This window comes from Pedobacter sp., assembly GCF_037719805.1.
GTDB lineage: Bacteria > Bacteroidota > Bacteroidia > Sphingobacteriales > Sphingobacteriaceae > Pedobacter.
In genome coordinates this window covers 594,246-615,724 of sequence record NZ_JBBJLZ010000005.1, presented here as the reverse complement: position 1 = coordinate 615,724, position 21,479 = coordinate 594,246, and the positions used below count along the sequence as shown (strand labels likewise).

Genomic DNA, 21,479 nt, shown 5'->3' with positions numbered 1-21,479 from the left:
GTTACTTTTTGACAAGTTCTACCCTTCTGTTTTTGGCCATGTTGGCTTCACTATCATTCGCTACTAGAGGGCGCTCAGCACCGTAGCCTGCGGCTGTAAGCCTGCCTGCGGTAACACCTCTGCTGGTTAATGATTTTAAAATGGTGCTTGCACGTTCGGTTGATAGTTTTTTATTGGCAACAGCTGAACCTGCATTATCCGTATGACCTTCGATTGCGATCTTTAGATCGGCATTGTTCTGCATTAATGTTAGGATTTCATCTACTACTTTCTGCCCCTCCGGTTTCAAATTTGACTTGTCCGTATCGAAGTTAATGTTTAGTATGGCTTTACCATTGGCATCAATATCTTTTTTCATTTGTGCTGCTGTGGGTGCTTTGATTGTCTGCTCGAATGCTGCTAACTCTACAACTGCAATTTCACCACTAGCCGAATTTGAAAAGATCTGAAACATAATCCTGGCGTTTGCGTGATTCAGCGCATAAAATCTGACTGGCTCATTGTAAGGATCGCCGACAATGTGATTATAGATGGCCATATCGTCATCCTTGTTAAGGAATTCCTTTTGCGCATTATTGATTTGAAGCTTGCCTAATAATTTCGCACCGATACTGCTGAGGTATTTATCTACACTGCTGTCAAATTTATACTGGTTCCAATCAGCGTCTTCTACCCTCATTCTAAACTTCAATTTAGCCACTTTCCCTTCGGCATTATAAAATGAGCTTCCGTTGTAAATAATAAGCTTATTGAAGTCTTTAATTTCAGAGTAGCCTGTTTTGGATTCATTCCATCCCCCCTTATCCGAAATGAAATACCCTTCAGGCGCAGTAATATATGGGAATTCACCAACTTGAGAAGATGATTGTGGAACTGCATTCCAATCAAATTCTTTAAATTCTTCTTTTGAAGTAGTTGTAGCCTGTTCTTCTGTAGGTGGAGCAACTGTTACCAATGAATCTGAGTCGCTAGCCTCTTTTTTATCAGAAGAAGATCCGCAGCCGGTAATTGCTGCTGTCAACGTTATTGCAATTAACAGTTTTTGAAAAGGAGTATTCGTCATCATTGAGAAATTATGTTTCTTAAAGTAACAAAATCTAAACGATTAGCGCAAGGGGCTAAATTAGTAACAATCATTGCGGCGTATGCCGTTACCAATTATACTTCCGTCACTGGGCGGAGGACGCTACCAATTTTACTTCCGTCATTGCGGCGTAGGCCGCAACCCCTGGACTAGTCATAAAAATCTTTCTACACCGAGGTACCGGCTTTCGCCGGCATGACGGGGGAGGCCGTTTTTGGCTTAAACGTCCTGCTCGAAGACACCAAAAAGCCTGTAGTCAAAATTATTGCAATCGCGAAGCCACACGCTGCGGATGTCTGGTATTTGCCTGTAGTGCTTAATGCGAACAGAAATACATTACTCAAAACCAGGTAAACGATTGTGTTCTCTCCAATCAAGTTTAAATACCTGGATAAGAAGTTATCTTTAATCGTTTTAGACACCAACAAGTAAACGTAAATAAAGAAGAAGGAGCCCACTATCCAAAATGGACTGGGCGGAAATCTTGATGGCATTTCATGAAACAAAATTCTGTAAGCCGCCAATAGAAACAGCCCCACCATGGTAATTCCAAGCATTATCCAGGAGAACCTAATGCCGCTTTTTTTGAACCAGAGGCCCATTAGGAAGAAAATAAGGTAATGTAGAATCGGAAAATAGCTGCTGCGTGGCGACCCAAGTAACAGTCCAATATAATAATCTGCAAAGACCTTTTTTCCACCGATTTCGATAGTCGGGTAGTAATTGCCGTAGTGGATAGAAGAGAGTAACAGTAATATGATACAAGTGATTATAACGTTCGTGCCTGTCAAAGTTAGCTTTGTGAGTACCGGTCGTAGACCAAAATATAAGCCTGTCATAATGAAAAATGCAAGCAGGAATTCCGAGTAGGGAGAAGGATTGATCAACAGTGCAATTGATAACATCCGATAAACTGTAGCATCATGATCTATTAAAACGGCCCAGGATGCTGCACTGATAAAGTAGGCAAATAAGGTAGTTTTCATCTTGCTTACTGCAAACATAATTGAAACCTCTTTAGTACTGTAAGCTGCCTGGTAGATGTAACCAAATGAAAACATAAAGCCTGAGAACGTAATCAGATTTATATACACAGAGAAGTATTTTCCCAAGCCACCCACATTGGTTAAAAGCTGTATAGCATGTGCAAAGATCATCCCGATGACCAGGAAGGCTTTAAAGTAGTTTTGGCTGAGGTCTCTATCTTTATTTTTTTGAGCAATAGCGTCCATGTACCAGATGAATATTTGTGTGAAGGCAGTTTAGCAATTATAGGCGTTTGTGCAGACAACAATAAAAAGGCTTAAGTGTTGCTTAAGTTGTAATGTAGAAGTGTTTCATGAAGTCAAGCAGCATATTATTGTGTACGCTGCCGTCATCAGCCAATGCTTCAGGATCCATTTCAAAGTATGCCTGCATTTCATGGTTTGTGTTCAGATTAATTCTTTCTAAGCCCATTTCCCAGGATGCAAAGTGCCGGTTCGTAATAGCTCCTTGCTTGATTACAGTAACGTACATGTGACGTTGATCTTGTCGGATGCGGTTGAAAATACCTAGAACCTCCTCTTCAGGTCCTTCCAGCACCTGAATAAAACGGCACAAATTCATTCCTTTAAGCTCACCCTCTACGTAGGCTAAACAGCCGGTTAGATGATGCGGCTTATTCCAGTTTGTCGATTCTAATAAAATTTCATCAAGTTGTTCGGGAGACATAGCTTCTGAAGCTATGCTCATATACATTAAGAGGTATAACATTGACTAAATAAAGCTATCACCAAACTTTTTGCTCATTTGTTTCACCACTTCTTTGATCTCTTGTTCGTCGCTTTTCGGATAGATCAACAAGGCATTGCCTTCATCCACAACAATAAAATTATCAAGTCCACGGATCACGGCCAACTTGTCTTTGCTGATATGAACAATGCTGTTGGTGGTGCCGGTTATATTGATCTGCTCTGCAGCAATAACGTTGTTGTTTTCATCTTTTGGCGCTGCTTCATACAATGATGCCCAGGTTCCAAGATCAGACCATCCAAATTCCGCCGGAATGGTATAGACGTTATCTGCCTGTTCCATAATTGCATAATCAATTGAAATGTTCGGGGAGTTTGGGTAGTGTTCGTCAATAAAAGCTCTTTCTTCCAGTGTGTTATAAACGCTTTCGTTTTTGGAGAATAACGTATAAATTTCTTCAGAATGTGTTTGTAATGCTTTAATGATGGAGCCAACTTTCCAGATGAAGATCCCTGCATTCCACACATAATTGCCTTCTGCTAAAAACTCTTTAGCTTTTTCTAGTGAAGGCTTTTCTTTAAACTGAGCTACTTTATGAACACCTGCTTCTTCTGCACTTTCGTATTGAATGTAGCCATATCCGGTATCGGGTCGGGTAGGAGCGATACCTAAGGTCACCAATGCTTCATATTTTTCTGTATAAGCAAGTGCCTGGTTAATTTTTGTCAGGAATACATCTTCGTATAAGATGAAGTGATCTGAAGGCGCAACAACGATATTAGCTTCAGGATTCAATCCTTTTAATTTAAATGAAGCGTATGCGATACAAGGTGCGGTGTTGTTTCTGCTAGGCTCACAGATTAACTGTGCATTGCTGATGCCATCCAGCTGGTTAAGGATGATGTCTTCGTATTGGCTATTGGTTACGATAAAGATGTTCTCTGCCGGGCATAACTTTAAGAATCTTTCGTAGGTAAGTTGAAGCAATGATTTGCCGATGCCTAGAATGTCGAGAAATTGTTTTGGGAAATGATTGCGGCTTTTTGGCCAGAAGCGGCTGCCAACGCCGCCTGCCATTATGAGTACATAGTTATTGTTATTCATCCAATTGGGTATAAAGTAATTGTTTAAACACAAACATATTAATTTAGCTTGTAAAACCTAGAAAATGTTTGTGTTAATCATTGGTAAGGGTTTAGTGCGCGTGTCATTGAGCGGTGGGGGGAGCAAGGACCGCTGCGCCCGTCCGTCATTGCGGCGTAGGCCGCAACCTCGGCCTGCAAAGTTTAACGTTCTCTTCCGAGGTACTGAAACAAGTTCAGGATGACGGCGGAGTGGATAGGGTGGCATTGCCATGCCGAGGTCCTGAAATAAATTCAGGATGACGGGTGCGATCAAGACTGGAGGTTAACCCCAGTCCTGGTCTTTTACATCTGCTACTACCTTTGCAATGCCTTCTTCAAGGGAAACCTTCGCTTTCCATCCTTGTGCGGTCAGTTTGCTTACGTCCATTAGCTTTCTTGGCGTTCCATCTGGTTTGCTGGTATCAGTCAGGATTTCACCTTCATAACCTACGGTTTTTGCAACCATTTGTGCGAGTTCCAGAATAGAAACATCAGTTCCTACACCTACGTTAACCAGTCCTGCTTCATCATAAGTTTCCATCAAATAGAAACAAGCATCAGCAAGGTCGTCAACATAAAGGAACTCCCTCTTTGGTGTTCCGGTTCCCCAAATGGTTACATTTGACGCACCTTTTTTCTTTGCTGTAATGACCTTCCTGATCAAAGCAGGGAGCACATGCGAATTATTTAAATCGTAGTTGTCGTTCGGACCATACAGGTTTGTAGGCATCACTGAAATAAAGTTGCATCCAAACTGAGCACGGTAAGCATCACAAAGTTTGATTCCCGCGATTTTAGCAATCGCATAAGGCTCATTTGTAGGCTCCAGTTCACCAGTTAACAGGTAATCTTCTTTCAGTGGCTGGGGAGCCAGCTTTGGGTAAATGCAAGATGAACCCAGGAACATCAGCTTTGTAACCTCGTTCTGATAGGCAGAATGGATAACATTGTTCTGAATCATCAGGTTTTCATAAAGGAAATCTCCTCTATAGATGTTATTCGCTAAAATACCACCGACCTTCGCAGCCGCCAGAAATACATAATCTGGTTTTTCTGTCTGAAAGAACTCTGCAACTGCTGCTTGATTGCGCAGGTCGACTTCTTTAGAGGAACGGGTAATGATATTTGTATAACCTTCGTTTTTTAGTTTTCTTACGATAGCAGAGCCAACCATTCCGTTGTGCCCTGCTACGTATATCTTTGCTTTCTTATCCATTAATTATTCAAACTGGTTCTTCACGGCGTAACCCGCAGCCTTTAACATCTTTTCCTTCTTGAAGTATTCTACGTCCGAATTCATCATATCATTTACTAAACCGGCTAAGTCATATTTAGGTTTCCAGTTTAGTTTTTCTTTACATTTTGTTGGATCACCGATCAAAAGTTCTACTTCTGTTGGACGGAAGTACTTTTTATCTACAGCTACAACTTCTTTGCCAATTTCTACCTGGAATTCTGGATTGCTGCAAGAAACAACCTTAGCCCTTTCTTCAGCACCTTCTCCGTAAAACTCTAATGCGATACCTACTTCTAAGAACGCCATTTTGATGAAATCACGAACGGTAGTAGTTACACCTGTTGCGATAACAAAATCTTCAGGTTTGTCTTGTTGAAGGATCAACCACATCGCCTCTACATAATCTTTCGCATGTCCCCAGTCTCTTCTTGCATCCAGGTTACCCAAATACAATTTTTCCTGTAATCCTAAAGCGATCTTTGCTGTTCCCCTGGTGATCTTTCTTGTCACGAATGTTTCTCCACGTAATGGACTTTCATGATTGAAAAGGATACCATTACAAGCGAACATGCCATAAGCTTCACGGTAGTTTACCGTGATCCAGTAGGCATACATTTTAGCTACTGCATAAGGTGAGCGAGGGTAGAAAGGGGTGGTTTCTGATTGTGGAACTGCTTGTACCAAACCATAAAGTTCAGAAGTGGAAGCCTGATAGACTTTTGTTTTTTCAATTAAACCTAAAATACGAATTGCTTCTAAAATTCTTAATGTTCCGATACCATCTGCGTTAGCGGTATATTCAGGAGTTTCAAAACTTACCTGCACATGGCTCATCGCACCAAGGTTGTAAATCTCATCTGGTTGAACCAGTTGAATAATTCTGATCAGGTTGGTAGAGTCACTTAAATCGCCATAATGCAAAACGAATTTTACATTACTTTCATGAGGATCCTGATAAAGATGGTCGATTCTATCTGTGTTAAATAAAGAGCTACGGCGCTTAATGCCGTGCACCTCGTAACCTTTTTTTAATAGTAAATCTGCAAGATAGGCTCCGTCTTGACCAGTAATACCTGTAATAAGCGCTTTTTTCATCAATAGATATATTTAAATGTACGGCTGCAAAGATATTTATTTCTACTTAGAAAACCACTTTACACAGTAATACGCTTTTAGTGACAATATTTACTCACTTTATCTCATAAAAGCTTAAATCTGCCAAGAAAACTGCCTAAGTAGCTGCATCGGCCTGACATCACTTATACAATATTTTTTTTTGGAAATATTCCTTAATAGATTAATACTATATTTGACATAGACATATGCAAACGCGCTATTTATACCTACTGAAATACATACTTCCTATAACGGATCTCCTGATGTTGAACCTGGTTTACTGGGCCTCCTATCACATGACTGGTTATATGGGAAAGTGGGTATCTTATCCCATGTTCCAGCAATATGCCGTTGTTTGTAATTTGCTCTGGTTGTTTAATGCCTTGTTCTTCGGACTCTATTCAGAGTTTAGCGCCCGAAAGCTCGAACGTATCTACAGGGGCACCTGGCGAAGCATTCTCGCGCATTTTATATTGTTTTCTCTTTACCTTCTATATGAGCGTGATGCGGACTTCTCCCGAACCTTCATCCTGATCTTCTATTTTATCCTGACTTTTGCCTTCGCCATTAACCGGTTCTTAGGTACTGTCCTGCAATTTTTAGTTTTAAATAAACTAAATGCCAGTACAAAAGTGGCCGTGATGGGTATGAATCCTACCGGACGGAAGTTAGCAGAGTATTTTAAAAAGCAAAGAAACATCAGCTTTTATGGCTTTATCGGAAATAACGATAACGGTTATAATTACCAGACCGGTTTACTTTCTGAAGTTGCAGTTGCGGAAATGGAAGCAGCGGCTACTTACGGCGTCAAGGAAATGTATGTTTCTGTACCACCTGAACGGATGGGCAAAATTCACATCCTGGTTCGTGAAGCGGATAAGTACTGTTTACGTATAAAATTGGTTCCTGATATTGCCGGTTCCCTGGCTGTACCTTATACCATCGACTATCTGGGTAAAGAATTCCCCGTAATTAAATTACGTCACGAGCCGCTTGAAATCATCGCTAATCGCTTTAAGAAGCGCGCATTCGATGTGATTTTTAGTCTGCTGGTAATTGTCTTTCTCTTAAGCTGGCTGTTTCCGATCATTGCCTTGATCATTAAATTCCAAAGTAAAGGTCCGGTTCTGTTCAAACAGCAACGTAGCGGTCGTAATGATGAGCCTTTTTGGTGTTATAAGTTCAGAAGTATGCGCATCAACGGTGCCAGTGATAAGGTCCAGGCTACAAAAGGAGACAGTCGCATCTTTCCGTTCGGCCAATTTATGCGTAAGACCAGTATTGATGAGCTGCCTCAGTTTTTTAATGTGCTGTTTGGTGAAATGAGTGTTGTTGGTCCGAGGCCACATATGCTTAGCCATACAGAAGAGTATAAAGCGCTGATCAATCAGTTTATGGTGCGACACTTTACAAAGCCTGGCATTACCGGTTGGGCACAGGTTAATGGCTTCCGTGGCGAAACCAAGGAGGAAGGCGCTATGGAAGGACGTGTTCGTTTGGACATCTGGTATCTCGAAAACTGGAGCGGCAACCTGGATGTGAAGATCGTGTTCATGACAGTGATCAACGTGATGCGCGGCGAGCGCAATGCGTATTAATTAAATTCCTATGCTTTTCCAGCCTAATACGTTATATTTTGTTCTTTGCTGATTGTCTTCGCCGCCATAAATAAGTGTTTTTCGAACCTTGGATTCAGCCGCCAGCAATTCAAACTTATCCAATTGCTTGAAAAGTGATGCGCTAATCGTTTGTGTGGCTTTTATCTCGAAAATGTCAAATCCTGCCGCTGTGTTTGTTATCAGGTCCACCTCATTCTGATTGCTATCCTGCCAAAAATAATAGTTGTTGTGTAGGTACTTGTGGTGGTTCTGCTTTATGTATTCGGCAATGATCATGTTTTCAAAAATATGCCCCTTTAGTCGGTTGGCCTCCATCTCTTCTACGCTTCTGATGCCAAGCAAGTAGTTAAGCAATCCTGTGTCGTAAAAATAAATCTTCGGCCTTTTAACCAATCGTTTATTGAAATTTTCATGATAAGGCTGGAGCTGAAATATCAGGTAGCTGGTCTCGAGAATACTTAGCCAGGACTTTGCTGTGGGCTGTGAAATGTCACTTTCGTTGGCCAGAGCATTCAGATTTAGCAACTGTCCCGCCCTGCCAGCACATCCGCTTAAAAATTTACGAAACTGATTTAAATCTCTTACGTTAAGCAAGGAGGTCACATCTTTCTCTACATAGGTCTGGATATAGTTTGTATAGAATATAAAGGGATCAATTGCTCTATTTTGAAATTGCATAGATTCTATTTTGAATTACATAGATTCTATTTTGAAATTGCATAGGTTCTATTTTGAAGTTGCATGGTTTTTATCACTTTTTACTGAGCAAAATACAACTATTAGGAATACTGTTTTTCCCTTATTGGGGATTAAATTCCCTATTTTAGACCTTATATCTGTCTCACTATGACAAAACGTCTACCTCTATTAACATTACTGTTATTATTTTTTGCTATGCCACTAACTTATGGTCAGGGCTTGAGTATAACAGCTGTTGATCCAGGACCCTATACTCCCGGCTCCTCCATCGCCGCAATATTTTCTATTCCCGCCGCTACTAACACGCGTCCGGATAATCAATTTCGACTTTTCCTGTCAGATGCATCTGGGAATTTTACGGCTACGCAACCTATAGGAACATTCACCGGTTTATACAGCACTTTCGTCAATGGAACTATTCCCGCAGGAACGCCTGCCGGCACTGGATATAAACTAAGGATTGTCGCAACTAACCCAACAGTAACGAGTACTGAATCTGCTGCATTTGAAATCAAAGCCGGTGCTGCCGTTGTTGCTAAACTTTACAATAAAAACCTAATAAGTCCTTCAGCTCCCGAGCTTTTTGGCTTTTGCTCTGGCAGGGCAAACTTCAATTTCAACCTTGAAAACCAATCTACAGCAGGAGCTATAGTTTCCGCAACAGTTAAAAATGAACTTACCGGAGCAACTACAGTCTTGAATTATAACGTACCTGCAAAAACTTTCCAGGCTCAGCAAGCGCATTATACAGTCATTGCTAAAGCGGTAAATGGAGGTACAGTTGGGACTAAAGCTTATATGATTGTCAATAACCGCCCGCTGACCGCCTTCGGTACCTCAGGTAAAACAGACGTTTGCCTGGGCGATGAAGCGCTTTCTTTTAATGTTATAGTCAACGGAAATGAAGGCATTGGCACCAATTATCCGGGTACCATGTATAAAGTAGATTGGGGCGACAATACCGACTACCTATATACGCTGAAAGATATTATAGCTGATAATAACGAAGTTAGACATAGTTATACAAGAGATGCCTGCGGAAACAGGATCAGTCTTGGAAGTTCAACGATATATAATGCATTCGGAATCAGCATCTCCGCTCAGAATCTATACTGCGGTGAAGTAGGCACGCCAATCTCCACTTATGCAAGGGTAAGTTTAAGGCCAACCAACAGGTTTAATGTTCCAAAAATACTTTGCAGCAATACGCCCTCAAATTTCGTGAACAGCTCCACGCTAGGTACCAATCCGGATTCAGATGGTCCAGAATGCCAGCCGAACAAAGCAACTTACACCTGGTATGTTGACGGTGAAGTAGTGCCAGATGCTATCGATAAGCCACTTTCCTATAATCTGAATTACCAGTTTACCCCTGGTACCCACACGGTCACACTGGAATCTACCAGCAGCGCCGCTTGTCCGCCAGCCCCTGTTACCACTACCGTCTGTATCCAGGCACCTGCGAAACCTTCATTCACGGTACAAGGTGTGAGTACTCCCCTTACCATTTGCAACACGACCACAGTCACTCCTGTAAATACTTCGGTAGTTGATGAGAATGCCAGTTGCGGAATCAATACTTATACCTGGTCTATCTTACCTGCCACTTATAGCTTGCTAGCCGGCTCAGGCTTAAACTCTGCAACACCTCCTCAGATCAGGTTTAATGCAGCGGGTGTCTATAAAATTAAGCTGACCATTAACGCAGAGAAGTGCGGTGCAGCCTCGACTCCTGAACAGACGGTAATGGTTACTACTCAGCCTATGGCGGTCTTATCAGCTGATGTGGTACTTTGCAGTTACGGAACCTACGATTTCAATGGTACTAATGGAATCACGAAGACTTCCCTTACAGGTACGCCTGATGCTGTTATGGTCGCAGATACCTATACCTGGGAAGTTACTGGAGGAGCTTTCGATTTCTTGAATGGCACCAACCTGCACAGCAAATTCCCCAGGATTCAATTTAAAGAGTTTAAAGTTTACACGATCATAGTAACCCATAAGAATAGTTGCGGTACTGTTACGGATTCGCAGGTTATGGACTTCCGGACCGCCCCGGTTGTGGAAGCTGGCACCTATGCAAACATATGTTATGACGCCAACGTGCAATTGGCGGCCTCCTCTGTAGGCGGCTATACACCACGATGGGAGGGAGGTGGTGGGAGATTTATCCCCGACCGCAAGACTGCCAACGCCGTATATGAGCCTACACTTGCCGAGCGCAATTCGGGTCATGTGGATCTGAGATGGCAGATTACGACTACACTTGCTCCTCCCTGCAATGAGGTTTTTGATGTTGCTTCGATAAATATAAGCCCTCGAAACCTAATGACCAGCCCAGCTACCCGTGTAGTTTGTTCGGGAGATGCGGTTAGTTATACAAACATAAGTAGCATAGCGGGAAGTACCTTCAGCTGGACGGCGACACAATCTGGCGGCATTAACGGGGTTAACGCCACAGGATCCGGAGTTACTATTAACGATGTGTTGGTTAATACCAATCCTATCGCCAATGGTACCGTAACCTATCGCATTACGCCATCATCAGCCGGATGTATTGGAGAGCCTTTTGACCTGGTCGTTACTTTAACACCTAAGCCGGTGATTACCGCGAACGCCGCGAAGCTTTCCATCTGTTCCGGTGAATCTACAGCTATTACTATAAGTTCAAACCTGCCTGCTTCTTACAACGTTAAATATGTGTATACCGCGACTGCATCTGTCGGCTCAATCTCTGGTTACAGTTCCAATCCAGGTACGCCAGCAACCCTTTCCGAAATTAACGATGTACTAGAAAACAGTGGCCCGATAGCCGGGACGGTTACTTATAGCATCACTCCAATTTCTGCGACCGGTTGTCCGGGTAATGCAGCAACCTTGGTGATCACTGTAAATCCACTTGGTACCATTGCTAGTGCGGGAGCTGATGAGGCGATTTGCAGCAACATTGCCTATCCGCTGGAAGCGAACATTCCTGAAGGTACATCCACAGGAAAATGGACTTTGGTTAGCGGACCGGCAGTCGTTTTTACGGACGACACTAAATACAATACTACTGTTTCCGGCTTGGAAGGCGGTCAGAATTATACTTTCCGTTGGACGATAAGTACGCCTGCAGGATGTGCAACGTTTGATGATGTAATTATCACTAACCTACCACAGCTTGGGGACATTAATATAGCTGCTTCAACGGCTCCGGTTTGCATGGGTCAGGAAGTCACCATTACCGGAGAAACGCCCACAGGTGGCGATGGCAAGTATTCTTATACCTGGGAAAGCAGCCTGGATGATGGCAAGACCTGGACGCTGATGCCCGGGGAGATTGGTAAGAACTTGGTCGTAAACGTGAACGCGACTACCCTTTATCATAGGATTACAAGGGGTGGAATTTGTGTGCTGGTCAGTAACCCTGTTAAAATTGTGGTGCTCGATCCTTTGGGAAACAACATCATCAATAGCAATCAAAGTATTTGTCTGGAAGCGACTGTCGAAACATTAGCAGGTAGCACACCGACAGGTGGTGATGGTGTTTATCAGTACCGCTGGCAAATGAGTTTAGATGGAAAATCCTGGTCGGACCTGGCAGGTGCTGTTGCTGAAACGTACACACCACCTCCCTTAACGGTTACCACGTTATACCGTCGTGTAGTCACAACTAGTGTTTGCACCGGTTACGCTGAACTTTTGAGCAATGAGATCACTATTACTGTGAAACCTTTTGCTAAAGCAGAATATGTATTCCAGCTGGCGAGAGCTTGTGCACCGTTTGCTATAGATGCCTTCAATATTAAAGCAGTTTCATACCCGGATAGAAATGGCACTTATACCTGGTACGTTCAATCCGGTACCGATGCAGAGGTAATGCTTGGAACGGGAATCAATTTCCCCGGATATATTATCGGTACTGACAATACCACTGTTCGGATCAGATTGGTAGTGACCAGCAGCCTCGGTTGTACTTTGGATGAAACTGTACATACCTTCAGCACCGCTTCAAATGTAAGGGCAGCATTTACACAAGATAAGACTACTGGCTGCGGACCTGTAGCGGTGAGTTTCCAAAATACTTCCAATATCCGCGATGGCGTCACCTTTAAATGGAATTTCGGAAATGGACAAACCTCTGATGCCGCTGACCCTGGTCTGGTTAACTTTCTGCAGGATCCAAGAGGTGGAGAGAAGATCTATAACGTCAGCCTGGATGCAACGAACGAATGTGGGGTGAGTGTGACTTATAAATCCACTGTAACGGTGCGGACCACGCCTGTTTCTATTTTTTCACCTGGGAGTACGGTTGGCTGTTCTCCCTTACCGGTCACTTTTGTCAATACTTCCCCTGCTTCGGCAACGAACATTTATACTTATGACTTCGGAGATGGCAGCGCTCCTCAATCTTTCAATGATAAGCAGGATGTGATACACACTTATAGTGCGGTTGGCGTTACCAAATCTTTTACGGTAAGGATGACGGTGAAAAATGAGTGTGGAACGCATACGAGCGAACATATCATCAGTATTGCGCCTAATAATATATTTGCTGAGCTTGTTGTAGCTGCTAAAGACAAGCAAGGCTGTGCTCCGCTGGTTGTGCCATTTGAAAATAACAGCGCCGAAGCGATATCCTACGTTTATGATTGGGGAGATGGCAGCTCTCAAACTTCCACAACGGCGCCGGAACAGGTATCACATACCTTTACAAAACCGGGAACCTATGTAGTGAAGTTGACTGCAATGAACAATTGTGCAAGTGTTACTACGACCGAAACCATTACGGTGTTTGAGCAACCCACTACTCAATTTACAGTAGATCAGCCGAAGGCTTATCCTGGCTTAACCTTAAAATATACCAATCAGACCCTTGGTGCCATCAGGTACTTATGGGACTTTGCAGATGGGACGACGTCAACAGAAGAGAATCCCGTCCATGCGTTTAGTACACTGGGAATTTTCAAAGTGAAATTGACGGCATTCAATGTAGGCGGTTGTTCGACTAGCTATGTGATTGATCAAATCATTGAGGGAGAACCCGGTTCATTGTTTGTCCCTAATGCATTCATCCCGGGAAGCGATAATCTGGAATTCAGGGAGTTCAAAGCGAAAGGAACTGGCATTCAAAGCTGGAGGATGAGCGTTTTCGACAAATGGGGTGCGGTACTTTGGGAGACGACAATGTTAGATGATGGTAAACCTGTAGAAGGTTGGGATGGTACTTATCGCGGTCAGCGAATGCCGCAAGGGGTATATGTTTGGAAAATTGACCTCCAGCTAAGGAATGGAACAGAGTGGAAGGGCATTAGCCTGAAGTCTGGGGCGCCAAAGCGGACGGGAACTATAAATTTGATTAGGTGATGGTGAAAGCGCGGTGTTTAATTTTGTTATTAAGTTTTTTGTGGATAAGCGGGAAAGCTCAGGATCATGTTTACTCCCAGTTTTACAATGCCCCCTTGTATCTTAACCCCGCGTTGACGGGCCAGTTCGAGGGCGACATTCGAATGAACATGATCTATCGAAATCAATGGTCGGGCTTAGGCGGTGATTTCTCCTATTTGAGTGCTTCTGTGGATTTGAACATTCCGCATTTCGGCGGAGGTGTTGGTCTGCAGTTTACGCGCAGCAGTGAAGGCATTTCTTATTTAAGAAAGAACAATATTGCAGGGACGTATTCTTACAGCGTAGGTGACGATGATTTCGTGACTTCTTTCGGGATACATGCTGGATTTACTAACAGGCAGATTGATTTAGACAAGTTGGTGTTTTCGGATCAGATTGATGCAAGCACTGGGTTTATACCTGGAAGCAGCACTTCTGCGCAGCTACCTGATATATCTAATCGCTTCTACTTTGATGCGGGAACGGGTATCAACATGGTATTCCGGAACTTTATGGCAGGGGCTTCTGTTTATCATATTAATAAGCCTGATGAAAGTTTTACAGAGGTACAGGCTAAATTGCCTATGCGATTTGTTGGCTATGCGAGTATGAAAATTGCGTTACTTTCACAGTACAGCTACTACGAAGATGATGGCATGTACATGATCCCGTCTGTAGTGTATCAGCAACAGGGTGCCTCGCAGGCAGTTAGTCTGGGAGCCCAGTTTAAGTACAGAAGCGTAAATATGGGGTTGTGGTATCGAACCAGTGCTCAGAATATTCCCAATGCTTTGGTCGTGTCGTTCATCTTTGATATTTTCAATAATAACAAGAACGGAGAAAAGCTCAGGTTGGGTATCAGTCATGACGCCACCACTTCAAAGATCAACTATACCAATACAAGCGGGAGCACAGAGGCGAGTGTTGGCTATGAGAAGTATTTTCCGGGTAGCTCAGGATACAACAAATTCAATGGCTTGAGGTGTTATGATTTTTATTAAGCCTTCTTTTTGCATTTTGAGTTACATATTGCTATGTTTATAGTGTATTTAGTACACTATTGAACCAAATGTAATGATTTACCCAAAACTGTTTATCTATATAATCACGGCGGCTGCAGCGTCTGCATTAAGTTTTCAGGAGGCTCCAAAGCCCATTGATAAACTGCCAGTTTGGGCCTTGGGACCATTTGTTCGTCCTGCGAATGTAAATCCGGTCATCTCACCGGTGTCGACCACAAGTTTCTATGATCCAATGCAAAAGAAAAGCCTGGGTTGGGAGAGTAATGATACGTTTAATCCGGCAGCAACTGTAAAAGACGGAAAAATCTATGTGTTGTATCGTGCAGAAGACAAATCCGGCGTAGCCATTGGCCATCGTACCTCCCGTATTGGATTAGCGGAAAGTACAAATGGTACGGTAATGAAAAGGCGTAAAATTCCTGTATTGTACCCGGGTGATGATGATCAACAGGAATTCGAGTGGACTGGTGGCTGTGAAGATCCTCGCGTGGCCGTTACTGAAGACGGCACCTACTTAGTTCTATATACACAATGGAATAAGAAAACGCCGAGACTAGGTTCTGCAACATCGAAAGATCTGATTACCTGGAAGAAACATGGCCCTATATTTCAGGATGCTTACACTGGTAAATTTCATAACATCGCCTCCAAATCTGCATCCGTACTAACGGTTTTGAAAAATGGTAAATTGGTCATCACCAAGCACAAAGGCAAATACTGGCTGTACTGGGGAGAGAGACATGTTTACGCCGCAACATCGGATAATTTGGTGGATTGGGCTCCAGTTGTTAATGCGGATAGCAGTTTGAAAGAGCTCGCTTCACCTAGAAAGGGTTTTTTCGATAGTGACCTCACAGAGTGTGGTCCGCCGGCTGTGTTAACTTCTAAAGGAATTGTACTGCTTTACAACGGCAAGAACCTTGCATCAACTGGCAGAGATTTAAATTACACGGCCAACTCTTACTGCGCAGGACAAATGCTTTTCAGCGCTGAAGATCCTGCGAAATACATTACGAGGCTGGACAAACCGTTTATGGTGCCGACTGAAAGCTTTGAGAAAAGTGGGCAGTATCCAGCTGGAACAGTTTTTATTGAAGGGCTCGTTTATTTCAAGAAGAAATACATGCTTTATTATGGGTGCGCAGACTCAAGAGTCGCTGTTGCGTTTTATGATCCTTTAAAAAGGACAACGAAATAAAATAGCTGGAAAAACGTGTATATTCAATATCTTACCTCCCTCAATCAGCTATGTTAGGTCTAATCAAAAATTAAAAATTAACACAACATTATGAAATCCGTTAAATTAAGAACTATTACTAAATTAAGCGTTGTACTGCTGGTTGCGCTGGGATTTGCTGCTTGTAAAAGCATGAATTCAGGTACTAAAAGCAGTTCGGCAAAACATCCTGAAACTAAGCTGGGATGGAAATTAGGCTCACAGGCCTACACTTTTAACCGCTTTACATTTTTTGATGCCATTAGAAAAATAGACAGCTGTGATCTGCGTTATGTAGAAGCTTTCCCTGGTCAGACGATTGGTGGTGGAATAGCTGGCAAAATGGGACCTGATATGGATGCAGCAACCAGGAAAGCTGTTTTAGATAAACTGAAAACGATGAATGTGAAGATGGTTGCTTTCGGTGTAACCGGAGCAGGGTCTGAAGCAGACTGGGTCAAGTTATTTGAATTCGCAAAAGAAATGGGGATTGAAACCATCACTTCAGAGCCGGAGGAGAAGTTCATTCCTTTCATTTCTACCTTATGTGATAAATACCAGATCAACCTTGCTTTACACAATCACCCAAATCCATCGCATTACTGGAGCCCTGAAGTTGTCTTAAATGCAATTAAAGGACAGAGTAAACGTATTGGCGCATGTGCTGATATTGGTCACTGGGTACGTTCAGGTTTGGATCCTATTGCCTGTTTGAAATCATTAGATGGCCATGTATTGCATTCGCACATGAAGGATTTACATGAAAAAGGAAAAGGTGGTCATGATGTACATTGGGGAGAAGGTGTTTCTGATATTCCTGGTGTCATTGCTGAACTGAAAAGACAAAACTTTAAAGGAGCGATCTCCGCAGAATACGAGTACAATTGGGACAATAACAAAGGCGATGTAGCTGCCAGCGTTGTGAACTTCAGAAGTATCATTGAAAAACAAAATTAAGAATATGAGCAAGTGGAATTCTTTGAAACTATGGCCTGCTGCCTGCATGCTTTTGGTTTCAGGAAGTGCAGCGGTTGCGCAGACGACTGCAAAGCCTGATGAAAACAGGTTTACAAAAGTCGTTTTGCAGCAGAAATTAGAGGAGCCGATCCAGTTCCAGATTTTAGCGGGAGGTAAGGTCTTATATGCAGAGCGCAAGGGTAAGATGAAGGTATATGATCCTGCAACCAGCAAGCTGGAAGTCATTGCAGAATTCTCTGTGAGCAGGGAATATGTAAGCAAGACCGGTCAGCGTGATGAAGGTGAGGATGGTTTGCAGGGGATGATCCTTGATCCGGATTTTGCTAAGAATCATTTCATGTATGTATACTATTCTCCGAAGGATGTGTCGGTGAACAGGTTATCCCGTTTCGTTTGGAACGGTGGAAAGCTGGACATGAAGACGGAAAAAAAAGTGATGGATGTCGTTGTTCAGCGTGAAGAGTGCTGCCACGTAGGTGGCGGAATGTTGTTTGATAAGGATAAGAACCTGTTGTTAAGCACGGGTGACAATACCTTTTCGCGGTCCTCTGACGGCTTTACACCGATTGATGAGCGTCCGGGAGAAGGTCCAAGAGATGCACAAAAGTCTTCTGGTAATACCAACGATTTAAGGGGTAAGATCTTAAGGATCCACCCTGAAGCGGATGGTAGTTATACAATTCCTGAAGGAAACCTGTTTCCTAAAGGCACGCCTAAGACCAGACCGGAGATATATACGATGGGTAATAGGAATCCATGGAGACTTACCATCGACAGCAAAACCAACTGGTTGTTCTGGGGTGAAGTTGGTCCGGATGGTTCCAACTCTTCTGAGCTTCGCGGTCCGCGTTCATATGACGAATTCAACATTGCTAAAAGGGCAGGTAATTATGGCTGGCCATACTTTAACGGTAAGGAAGCGTACCGCTATTATAATTTTGCGACTAAAGAGTCGGGTGCATGGTGGGACCCTTTAAAGCCGGTTAACAATTCACCTAATAATACCGGATTAAATACTTTGCCGCCTACTGTAGATCCTTTTATCTGGTATCCATATGCGGTTAGTGAGGAGTTTCCTGAACTAGGCAGCGGTGGTAGAAGTGCTGTTGGCGGACCGATCTTCCATCAAAGCGATTTCCAAGGAGTTAAAGGAGCGTTTCCAACCTACTATGAGGGCAAATGGCTGATCACAGACTGGGTACGTGGCTGGATTATGTCAGTAACCTTTGACCAGGACGGTAAATATGTTTCCATGGAGCGTTTTCTTCCAAACCTGACCTTGCACGGCGCAATTGATATGAAGTTCGGACCAGACGGTAGTTTATATGTGCTGGAATATGGTAATGGTTATTTTAAGGATCTGCCAGAGGCGGAGTTGATTAAGATCGAGTACAATGGCGGAAATCGCAAGCCCTCTGTTCAGGTATCGGCGAATAAGGTTGCGGGTGCGTTACCGATGACTGTTCAACTTTCTTCAAAAGGTACTAATGATGCGGACGGGGATGTATTGAAGTATGATTGGAAGATCACTAAAGCTGGTGTTTTGAAACAAAGCAGCAACAAAGTGAGTCCGCTGATTACTTTGGCCGCTGCGGGTGTATATAAAGCTACGCTTACGGTGACCGACCCGTCGGGAGCTAAGAACAGTAAATCTGTGGAAATTATTGCAGGTAATGCGGTACCGGAAGTGAAGTTTGCTTTTACAAAGGGCAACTCTAGTTTTTATTTCCCTGGAAGTACTATCGCCTATGCGGTGAGTGTTGCGGATAAGGAAGATGGCAGCCTGGCGAATAAAAAGATACTGCCTGCTGCGGTTTCTGTGTCGATCAATTACTTATCTGAAGGTTATGATATGACGGTTGTAGCTCAAAAGCAGAATAGCTTTGATGCTTCTGCACAATATGAGGTTGCAAAAGGAATGATAAAGAAAAGTGATTGTAATGCTTGTCACATGCTGGAAGGCAAATCTTTAGGTCCATCGTTTACTGCGGTAGCTGCAAAATATAAAGGCAATGCTAAGGCTCAGGACTGGCTGGTTAAGAAGATCGCCAATGGTGGATCAGGCGTATGGGGCGATGCGATGATGCCTGCGCATACAAGTATGCCGGCTGCTGAGCTGAACACCATTGTTAAGTACATCTTAAGCTTGAGCGATAAAAAGCAAGTTCAAAAAAGTTTACCGGTGAACGGAACCTACACGACAAACGTACAACCGGGATCCCCAAACAAAGGAAGCTTTATCTTCAGAGCGGCTTATCAGGATAAGGGCTCCGGTCTTGTCCCACGCCAAACCGGAGAACAGGTGTTGGTATTGCGTAACCCGACGGTGTTGGTCAACAATACGGACCGGAACAGTGGGATTGAATTTAATGGAGACAGGACAATCGCTACTGCTAAGACAGACGGCTCTTATTTGATGCTGAATAACATTGATCTTACTGGTATCAAGAAGATACAGTTGTCTTCTGATAAAGGCGAAAAGGGAACCGCAGAAGTTCGACTGGGTTCTGTTGACGGACAAGTCATTGGAAAGGCAACCGTTGGCGATAATGCGGATGGTGTTGCTGACTTAACCGCAACAACTGGTCGGAAGGACGTGTATATCGTGTTCCGGAAGCCCGGTATTAAAGTCAGGGACCTGACTGTATTAAACAATTAGAATTTCAAAGGGTGCTCAAAAGGCACCCTTTTTGCTAAATCATGGTGCTGGCTTTTTCGTTTGAGTTTAAAAAGCTACATTTGGTCACGTTCTAATAACAAGATTTGCCATGCAAACCCGATACTTATACCTGCTCAGATATATCCTTCCGGTTACAGATGTGCTGATGCTCAATTTCATTTACTTTCTCTCCTATTACGTTACAAATTATCTCGGAAAGTTCGTCTCTTATGAATTGTTACAGCACTATGTGGTGGTTTGTAACCTGATTTGGCTTTTTAATGCGCTACTTTTTGGACTTTACACAGAATATGGTGCCAGAAAAGTAGAAAGAATTTACCGGGGAACACTGCGAAGCATTTTTGTTCATTTTATTCTCTTCTCGTTATATCTTCTTTTTCTACGTGACAACGAGTTCTCCCGTACATTTCTTGTCGTGTTTTACGGCTTATTGAGTGTGTCCTTCGTTTTGAACAGATTTATAGGAACAGTTGTACAATTCCTTCTGGTTAACAAATTCCATGTTACCAAGAAGATTGCCGTAATGGGCAACAATTCAACGGGCAGGCGAATAGCGGAGTATCTTAAAACACAGCCGAACGTTGATTTTTATGGCTTTATAGCTGACCATCCTGGTGTATATAGTCTAGATAACACGATAGAAACAGATCTTGCGGTTGCTGAGATGGAGTTGGCTGTTCAAAATGGCGTAGAAGATATGTATGTTTCCGTAGCACCGGAAAAGATGTCCTCTATTCATGAACTGGTACATGAGGCTGACAAGTATCTTTTAAGATTAAAATTTATCCCTGATATCGCCGGCACTTTGGCGGCGCCATATACCATCAATTATATGGGAGGAGAATTCCCTATTATTACTTTGAGAAATGAGCCTCTGGAGATAATGGGAAACCGCTTTAAGAAGCGGGCGTTCGATATTGCATTCAGTGTACTTGTTATTGTCTTTATATTAAGTTGGTTGTATCCAATCATTGCGATTCTGATTAAACTGCAAAGTAAGGGGCCAGTGCTCTTTAAACAACAGCGAAGTGGTAGAAATGATGAGCCCTTTTGGTGCTACAAATTCCGGAGCATGCGTTTAAACAATGCAAGTAATAACAAGCAGGCGACTAAGGACGATGATCGAATCACACCGATTGGCCGATTCCTTCGAAAAACCAGCATGGATGAGCTTCCTCAATTCTTTAATGTGTTATGGGGCAGCATGAGTGTTGTTGGTCCGCGACCACACATGTTGAGTCATACGGAAGAGTATAAGGCAATCATAAGTCAGTTTATGGTGCGTCACTTTATGAAGCCTGGTATTACCGGCTGGGCTCAGGTCAATGGTTTTCGCGGCGAGACCAAGGAGGATGGCGCTATGGAGAAGCGCGTAGAGCACGATATCTACTACCTGGAGAACTGGACAGGCATGCTTGATGTCAAGATTATCTTTATGACGATCATCAATGTTTTCCGCGGAGAAGATAACGCCTATTAATTATTAGCAGCTCCGTTCTGGAGATTCGGCGAAACTTTAGTAGTGATTGGAATAATTATTGCTAATGATTGCGGCAGACGCTTAGCGTTTGAAAACTTGCTATATCCCTATTTTTTA

Annotated in this window: 14 protein-coding genes; 7 read left to right on the top strand and 7 right to left on the bottom strand. The window is 43.1% G+C overall.

The annotated features are described in order from the left end of the window. Position 1: 1 nt before the first annotated feature. The 6 genes from WKF66_RS19090 to gmd all read right to left on the bottom strand — a co-directional run bounded on the left by WKF66_RS19090 (position 2) and on the right by gmd (position 6,274). Complete coding sequence (locus WKF66_RS19090; protein ID WP_489676087.1) at positions 2 to 1,066, bottom strand: OmpA family protein; 1,065 nt, start codon at positions 1,064 to 1,066, stop codon at positions 2 to 4. 185 nt (positions 1,067 to 1,251) lie between these two features. Next, complete coding sequence (locus WKF66_RS19085; protein WP_489676086.1) at positions 1,252 to 2,316, bottom strand: hypothetical protein; 1,065 nt, start codon at positions 2,314 to 2,316, stop codon at positions 1,252 to 1,254. A gap of 82 nt (positions 2,317 to 2,398) precedes the next feature. Then, a complete protein-coding gene (locus tag WKF66_RS19080; RefSeq protein ID WP_489676159.1) occupies positions 2,399 to 2,824 on the bottom strand; it encodes a BLUF domain-containing protein in 426 nt (141 codons plus the stop codon). Positions 2,825 to 2,842: 18 nt separating this feature from the next. Then, entirely contained in the window at positions 2,843 to 3,922 is a 1,080-nt protein-coding gene (locus tag WKF66_RS19075) for a mannose-1-phosphate guanylyltransferase (RefSeq protein ID WP_489676085.1), read from the bottom strand. A 303-nt stretch (positions 3,923 to 4,225) separates the two neighbouring features. Then, entirely contained in the window at positions 4,226 to 5,158 is a 933-nt protein-coding gene (fcl, locus tag WKF66_RS19070) for a GDP-L-fucose synthase (RefSeq protein ID WP_489676084.1), read from the bottom strand. 3 nt (positions 5,159 to 5,161) lie between these two features. Continuing rightward, positions 5,162 to 6,274, bottom strand: coding sequence for a GDP-mannose 4,6-dehydratase (gene gmd, locus WKF66_RS19065; RefSeq protein WP_489676083.1), 1,113 nt, complete (start codon positions 6,272 to 6,274; stop codon positions 5,162 to 5,164). A gap of 227 nt (positions 6,275 to 6,501) precedes the next feature. Here gmd and WKF66_RS19060 point away from each other — a divergent pair, with 227 nt between their 5' ends. Beyond that, on the top strand, positions 6,502 to 7,893 hold the full coding sequence (locus tag WKF66_RS19060) for an undecaprenyl-phosphate glucose phosphotransferase (RefSeq protein ID WP_489676082.1): 1,392 nt from the start codon (positions 6,502 to 6,504) through the stop codon (positions 7,891 to 7,893). Here WKF66_RS19060 and WKF66_RS19055 read toward each other — a convergent pair whose 3' ends face one another. Further along, positions 7,894 to 8,592 carry an ATP-binding protein gene (locus tag WKF66_RS19055; RefSeq protein WP_489676081.1) on the bottom strand — a complete coding sequence of 233 codons (699 nt, stop codon included), beginning with the start codon at positions 8,590 to 8,592 and terminating at the stop codon, positions 7,894 to 7,896. 168 nt (positions 8,593 to 8,760) lie between these two features. Here WKF66_RS19055 and WKF66_RS19050 point away from each other — a divergent pair, with 168 nt between their 5' ends. The 6 genes from WKF66_RS19050 (at position 8,761) to WKF66_RS19025 (ending at position 21,362) form a co-directional block, all read left to right on the top strand. Further along, positions 8,761 to 13,965: a PKD domain-containing protein gene (locus WKF66_RS19050; RefSeq protein ID WP_489676080.1), complete on the top strand. Its 5,205-nt coding sequence runs from the start codon at positions 8,761 to 8,763 to the stop codon at positions 13,963 to 13,965. 23 nt (positions 13,966 to 13,988) lie between these two features. Beyond that, positions 13,989 to 14,987: a PorP/SprF family type IX secretion system membrane protein gene (locus WKF66_RS19045; RefSeq protein ID WP_489676079.1), complete on the top strand. Its 999-nt coding sequence runs from the start codon at positions 13,989 to 13,991 to the stop codon at positions 14,985 to 14,987. 73 nt (positions 14,988 to 15,060) lie between these two features. Then, positions 15,061 to 16,206, top strand: coding sequence for a glycoside hydrolase family 130 protein (locus tag WKF66_RS19040; protein ID WP_489676078.1), 1,146 nt, complete (start codon positions 15,061 to 15,063; stop codon positions 16,204 to 16,206). 90 nt (positions 16,207 to 16,296) lie between these two features. Further along, positions 16,297 to 17,181: a sugar phosphate isomerase/epimerase family protein gene (locus tag WKF66_RS19035; protein ID WP_489676077.1), complete on the top strand. Its 885-nt coding sequence runs from the start codon at positions 16,297 to 16,299 to the stop codon at positions 17,179 to 17,181. Between the two features lie 4 nt (positions 17,182 to 17,185). Next, positions 17,186 to 19,861, top strand: coding sequence for a PQQ-dependent sugar dehydrogenase (locus tag WKF66_RS19030; RefSeq protein WP_489676076.1), 2,676 nt, complete (start codon positions 17,186 to 17,188; stop codon positions 19,859 to 19,861). 109 nt (positions 19,862 to 19,970) lie between these two features. After that, positions 19,971 to 21,362, top strand: coding sequence for an undecaprenyl-phosphate glucose phosphotransferase (locus WKF66_RS19025; RefSeq protein ID WP_489676075.1), 1,392 nt, complete (start codon positions 19,971 to 19,973; stop codon positions 21,360 to 21,362). The last annotated feature ends 117 nt before the right edge of the window (positions 21,363 to 21,479 follow it).

Bases quoted from the DNA above. Each gene is read 5' to 3' on its own strand.
- WKF66_RS19025 (WP_489676075.1), top strand. From the start codon at position 19,971: ATGCAAACCCGATACTTATACCTGCTCAGATATATCCTTCCGGTTACA.
- WKF66_RS19090 (WP_489676087.1), bottom strand. From the start codon at position 1,066: ATGATGACGAATACTCCTTTTCAAAAACTGTTAATTGCAATAACGTTG.
- WKF66_RS19085 (WP_489676086.1), bottom strand. From the start codon at position 2,316: ATGGACGCTATTGCTCAAAAAAATAAAGATAGAGACCTCAGCCAAAAC.
- WKF66_RS19055 (WP_489676081.1), bottom strand. From the start codon at position 8,592: ATGCAATTTCAAAATAGAGCAATTGATCCCTTTATATTCTATACAAAC.
- WKF66_RS19040 (WP_489676078.1), top strand. From the start codon at position 15,061: ATGATTTACCCAAAACTGTTTATCTATATAATCACGGCGGCTGCAGCG.
- WKF66_RS19050 (WP_489676080.1), top strand. From the start codon at position 8,761: ATGACAAAACGTCTACCTCTATTAACATTACTGTTATTATTTTTTGCT.
- WKF66_RS19060 (WP_489676082.1), top strand. From the start codon at position 6,502: ATGCAAACGCGCTATTTATACCTACTGAAATACATACTTCCTATAACG.
- WKF66_RS19030 (WP_489676076.1), top strand. From the start codon at position 17,186: ATGAGCAAGTGGAATTCTTTGAAACTATGGCCTGCTGCCTGCATGCTT.
- gmd (WP_489676083.1), bottom strand. From the start codon at position 6,274: ATGAAAAAAGCGCTTATTACAGGTATTACTGGTCAAGACGGAGCCTAT.
- WKF66_RS19035 (WP_489676077.1), top strand. From the start codon at position 16,297: ATGAAATCCGTTAAATTAAGAACTATTACTAAATTAAGCGTTGTACTG.
- WKF66_RS19080 (WP_489676159.1), bottom strand. From the start codon at position 2,824: ATGTATATGAGCATAGCTTCAGAAGCTATGTCTCCCGAACAACTTGAT.
- WKF66_RS19075 (WP_489676085.1), bottom strand. From the start codon at position 3,922: ATGAATAACAATAACTATGTACTCATAATGGCAGGCGGCGTTGGCAGC.
- fcl (WP_489676084.1), bottom strand. From the start codon at position 5,158: ATGGATAAGAAAGCAAAGATATACGTAGCAGGGCACAACGGAATGGTT.